Source organism: Corallococcus exercitus (genome assembly GCF_003611585.1).
GTDB lineage: Bacteria > Myxococcota > Myxococcia > Myxococcales > Myxococcaceae > Corallococcus > Corallococcus exercitus.
The window spans coordinates 1-5,356 of sequence record NZ_RAVW01000552.1 but is presented as its reverse complement, the minus strand read 5'-3'; the positions used below and the strand labels follow the sequence as shown (position 1 = coordinate 5,356).

The following is a 5,356-nucleotide window of genomic DNA, read 5'->3' as shown; positions in this document are numbered from 1 at the left end:
GTCCTGCTGGCGTCGTTGGTGGCGGGGACGATGGCGTGTCACGAGGAGGACCAGACGCGCGGGGTGAAGGCCACGGCGGTGCTGGACGTGGACGCGCTCGACTTCGGCGAGGTGCCGGTGGGCGAGTGGCGTGAGAAGGAAGTGCGCATCCGCAACGTCGGCTACGTGCCGTTCTCCGCGCTGGAGGCGCTGGGGATTGGCAACAACCCGTCGTACCAGGTGGAGCTGACGGACGGTGGCGGCCGCGTGCCGCCGGGCGAGTCGCACGTCGTCAAGGTGCGCTTCCACCCCCTCAAGGAGGGGCCCGTGGAGGAGACCTTGCGCGTGACGACGGACGCCAACGTGGGCGCCCTTCAGCAGCTGCCCGTGCAGGGCCTGGGCACGCCCACGCGCATCGGCGTGAACCCGCCGGTGCTGGACTACGAGACGCTGGAGGTGGACAGCGACCGCACGCTGGAGGTCACCGTCACCAACCCGGTGGACCTGCCGCTGACCCTGAAGGTCGCGGGCGACCAGGCGGATCCGTTCACGCCGGACACCATCACGGTGCCGCCCCTCAGCACGCAGGTGGTGAAGACGAAGTACCTGCCCCGCTCGCTGGGGCAGATGGGCGCGCGGCTGGAGGTCGTCTCCTGCGAGACGTGCACCCCGTCCGTCGTGGACCTCAAGGGCAACTCCGTGGTGAGCGCCTTCGTGTTCGACCCGGCGCCCGTGCCCTTCGACGAGATCCCGGTGCACGAGCGCACCGAATCCTTCACCCGCGCTCGCAACATCACCTGGCGCCCGGTGACCATCTCCGCGCTGGCCACCAGCGACCGGGCCTTCTCTCCGCTGAGCAAACCGGAGGGCGCCACGGTGCAGCCGGGCGAGGTGGTGGAGATGCGCATGGAGTTCGCCGCGCGCTTCTCCGGCCCCAACGTGGGCAACCTCACGGTGGCGTACGCGTCCGACAAGGCGCGTGAGGCGCGCGTGATGCTGGATGCGCGCGGTGGCCGGCCCACGCTGGCCGTGGCCCCGGTGGCGCTGGACTTCGGCGAGCTGCCGGTGGGCGGCAAGCTGGAGCAGGTCATCCGCATCACCAACGCGGGCAGCAACGGCCCCCTCACCTTCACCGGCGTGCGCGCCGACGGCGCCGCGGTCCAGTTCGACGTGGGCACGCCCACGCGCGGCACGCAGAACTACACCTGGAAGGGCGGCACCTGGCCCGCGCTGGAGGCCAACGGCCTGCAGATCCAGCCGGGCGACGACGCGCTGGAGCTGAAGGTCTACTTCGAGCCCAAGAACGAGGGCACCTTCAGCGCGACGCTCTACGTGCAATCCAACGACCTCTTCACGCCCGAGCGCGCCATCACCCTGACGGGCCGTGCCCGCGCCTCCGGCCCCTGCGTCTACGAGCTGCTGCCGCAGCCGAAGCTGGAGTTCGCCAACGTGGTGCCGGGCCGCGGCGCGGTGCTGGGCTTCTACTTCCGCAACCCGGGCCGGGCCGAGTGCGCCATCAAGGACGTGCACCTGTCCAATGACGGCGGCGGCGTGTTCTCCATGCCCGGCGGTCCCATCACGGGCGGCGTGGTGCTCTACGACACGGCCTTCAGCTCCATGATTGCCTTCAAGGCGCCCACCACGGGCGGCGAGTTCAACGGCGAGCTGATGCTCACCGTCAACAACCCGGCCTACCCCACGGTGACGCTGCCCATCCACGCGGTGTCCAACCCGTCCTGCCTCGTGGCCACGCCGTCCTTCGTGGACTTCGGGCCCATCCGCTACGACTGCCCGGCGAAGCCGCGCAAGACGTTCCTGTCCAACCGGTGCAGCGAGCCGCTCACCGTGGCGGATGCCACCATCGGCAACGGCACGTCGAAGCAGTTCTCGCTGCTCACGCCGGTGACGGCGCCCATCACGCTCCAGCCCGGCGAGGGCTTCGAGATGGAGGTGGACTACGCCCGCAACGTGCTGGGCCAGCACTACAGCCCGCTGTACTTCCAGGCCGACACGGAGCCCAACCGCTTCCTGGTCCCGCTGCTCGCGGAGACCAACCACGAGGGCATCCAGGTGGACCGCTTCACGCAGGGCACCGACAGCCAGCTGGACGTGCTCTTCGTGGTCTCCAACACCACCACCATGGAGACCTACCAGCAGCGCCTGCGCAACGCGATTCCCGGCTGGCTGCAGCGCGCCAAGGAGCTGAACGTGGACGTGCGCGTGGGCGTCACCAGCACGGGCCTGGTGCAGCGCCAGGGGCTGTGCGGCGGCGGCGCCAACGGCGGTGAGGCCGGCCGGCTCTTCCCGGTGGACGGCAGCCGCGCCCGCGTGGTGTCCGGCAACAGCGCCAACGCGGCGGCCACCATCCAGGCCAACCTGGGCGTGGGCCTCTGCCACAACCTGGTGCAGGGCCTGGAGACGACGCGTCAGGCCCTGTCCGCCCCGCTGTCCGAGCAGGCCGACGACGTCCGCACCCCGCAGCCCAACGACGGCAACCTGGGCTTCACCCGCGCCGCGGCCCGCATGGCGGTGGTGGTGCTGGCGGACGAGGACGACCACTCCGGCTTCACGCCCGACAGCTACATCCAGTTCCTCCAGACGCTGAAGGGCACGGGCATGTCCCAGCGCAGCAACCTGCACGCGCTCATCCCCAACGGCGCCTGCTCCACCGCGAGCAGCAGCGCGGACCGCTTCGCCGCGGTCGCCAGGGGCACGGGCGGCACGGTGGGCTCCATCTGCGAGGGCGACTACCGCGGGTTCCTGGACCCCATCATCCAGCAGGCCGGTGAGCCGCAGGCGGACTTCACGCTCACCGCGACGCCGGACGGCACGCAGGAGATGAGCGTGCGCGTGAACGGCCGCACCCTGCGTGCGGACCAGTGGACCTACGACGCGGGCCGCAACGCGGTCATCTTCGCCCAGGGCTCGGTGCCCACCCCGGGCCAGTCCGTGGAGATCCGCTACCGCAGCGTCTGCGCCCCCACGCCGTAGCCGGGGTCGCGGAGCCGGTACGGAGTCGTGACGCAGCGCGGCCGGGTCGGTCCCTCCAGGGGGGCCGGCCCGGTTCGCGTTTTTGGGGGTGCTCGGGCTTTTGAGATCCGCGCTGACGCGGCTATCGTCACTGCCGGAGTGGAAACGTTCGGCCGCTATGAATTGCTGCGCAAGCTGGCCACCGGCGGCATGGGGGCCGTCTACCTTGCCCGGCAGAAGGGCCCGGTGGGCTTCCAGAAGCTGCTGGTGGTGAAGCGGCTGTTGCCCCACCTGTCGGAGGACGACGAGTTCCTCCAGATGTTCCTGGACGAGGCGCGCATCGCGGCGCTGCTCAACCACCCCAACATCGCGCAGATCTACGAGATGGGGGACGTGGACGGGCAGTACTACATCGCGATGGAGTACGTGCACGGCGAGCCGTTGGGCTCGCTGGTGCCGCGCGCGTCGGCGCACCCGGGCGGCTTTCCGCTGGGCTTGCGGTGCCGGATCATCGCGGAGGCGGCGGCGGGGCTGGACGCGGCGCACAACGCGCGCAGTCCGTCCGGCCGGAAGCTGTCGCTCATCCACCGGGACGTGTCGCCGCAGAACGTGCTGGTGGGCTTCAACGGCGGCGTGAAGCTCATCGACTTCGGGGTGGCGAAGGCGCAGGGGAAGCTGTCGCAGACGGTGGTGGGCACCATCAAGGGCAAGCACGCGTACATGTCCCCGGAGCAGGCGCGGGGCGAGCCGCTGGATGCGCGCTCGGACGTGTTCGGGCTGGGGACGGTGTTCTACGAGCTGCTGACCAACGGGCGCCTGTTCAAGCGCGAGACGGAGATGGCCACGCTCAAGGCCGTCGTGGGGCACAAGATCGTCCCCCCCTCGGAGGCGGTGCCCGGGATTCCGAAGTCGTTGGATCCGATTGTCTTCAAGGCGCTGGCGCGCAAGCGCGACGACCGGTTCGCCACGGCGGGCGAGCTGCAGCTGGCGCTGGAGGAGTTCCTCCAGCAGGAGAAGCTGGCCGGCACCAGCGCGCACCTGGCGGCGTTCATGCGGGACGTCTACGCGGACGAACTGGAGGAGGAGCGCTTCGCGGCCGAGCCGACGATGATCTACTTCGACCCGCGCCTGATGGCCCGGCCGGGCAGTGCCGCCTCCGCGAAGGCACCGGCCGCCGGGACGACGCCGTCCGCGGGCAAGGCGCAGCAGGCCCCGGCGAAGACGCCGCCCCGTGCACCGGAGCCGTCAGTGAGCCAGTCGTCGACGAAGGCCGCCGCGTCACCGGAGAACTCCGGCGTGGGGAATCCGTCGCGCACGAAGGAGAACTCCGGCCTGAGCCGCCCGGACGCCCGGCCCGTGAGGACGCGGGAGAACACCGGCGTGAGCCTCGCGGACACCCGGCCCCTGAGCGATGAGGACGCGGGCCGCTCCACCGCGAAGCACGACGCCGTGCGCGCGGAGGCCGCTCGTTCGTCCACCGCGAAGCACGAAGCCGTTCGCGCCGACGCGGAGGCAGGACGGTCGTCCACCGCGAAGTTCGGCGCCGTGCGCGAGGACGCCGCGAAGCCGTCGCGCGCGCCGGAGGGTTCCACCGGAGGCCGTGCCGCGGGCAAGACCGCGCGCGGACCGGAGGACGCCGACAGCCGTCCCGCCGCGAAGGCCGTGAAGGCCCCCGGGGACACGACCGGCAGCCGTTCGGCCGCGAAGGCCGTGCGTGCACCGGAGGACTCCGTCGGTGGCAAGGTGCCCGCGAAGACGCCTCGTCCCACCGAGGGCTCCGTCTCCTCCGCCCGGCGCCCCGCGCGCGGCGGCGGCCCCGACTCCGACAAGTAGGCCGCTGCTCCGTCGCGACAGGCCGCCCACGACGTGCGGGCAGGGCCTCACGCCCGGAAAGGCCGCGCGGCTACAGGCTGGCCAGGGCCACGCGGTACAGCGCGCGGTAGCCCATGCGCGGCGCCACTTCGAACCGCTCCGCGTTGAAGATGTCGCGCAGGAGCGACTGCCCGTCCGGCGTGGCCGTCAGCCCCAGCAGCGCCGCCTCCAGCGCCGTCACCAGCGGCGCGGGCAGCCCCATCGCCACCGGCACACCGTCATTGGGGGCCTCGTCCGTGTACGCCAACAGCTCGAACTTCGCGCCCATCCCCCGCCCCAGCACGTCCTCCACGCCCGTGGTGAACGTGAGCCCCGTGGAAGCGGGCGGACAGAAGACGCTCGTCACCTGCGCGCGGCCCTCCAGCACCGCCTCCAGCGCGCCCTGGTACGAGCCCGTGAACTGCTGCGCCACGAACGCCCGCGACGGCTCCAGCCCCTGCGTCTTGAGGTACGCGCTGGGCAGGAGGTAGCCCGCCACCGAATCGCGGTCCACCCACGCCGCCGTGGAGCCCTTCAGCTTCTCCAGCGTCAGCCC

Annotated in this window: 3 protein-coding genes; 2 read left to right on the top strand and 1 reads right to left on the bottom strand. The window is 71.5% G+C overall.

Translation table 11 applies throughout. From position 1 onward, the window contains the following. Positions 1 to 3 precede the first annotated feature (3 nt). Together D7W79_RS38320 and D7W79_RS45955 are read left to right on the top strand one after the other, a co-directional pair. On the top strand, positions 4 to 2,970 hold the full coding sequence (locus tag D7W79_RS38320) for a choice-of-anchor D domain-containing protein (RefSeq protein WP_439099272.1): 2,967 nt from the start codon (positions 4 to 6) through the stop codon (positions 2,968 to 2,970). 138 nt (positions 2,971 to 3,108) lie between these two features. Beyond that, entirely contained in the window at positions 3,109 to 4,782 is a 1,674-nt protein-coding gene (locus D7W79_RS45955; RefSeq protein ID WP_276375562.1) for a serine/threonine protein kinase, read from the top strand. 70 nt (positions 4,783 to 4,852) lie between these two features. On the opposite strand, the gene D7W79_RS38310 is transcribed toward D7W79_RS45955, so the two are convergent. Next, positions 4,853 to 5,356, bottom strand: a 504-nt coding sequence (locus D7W79_RS38310) for a phosphate/phosphite/phosphonate ABC transporter substrate-binding protein (protein ID WP_147442269.1), incomplete at its 5' end; no start/stop codon positions are given.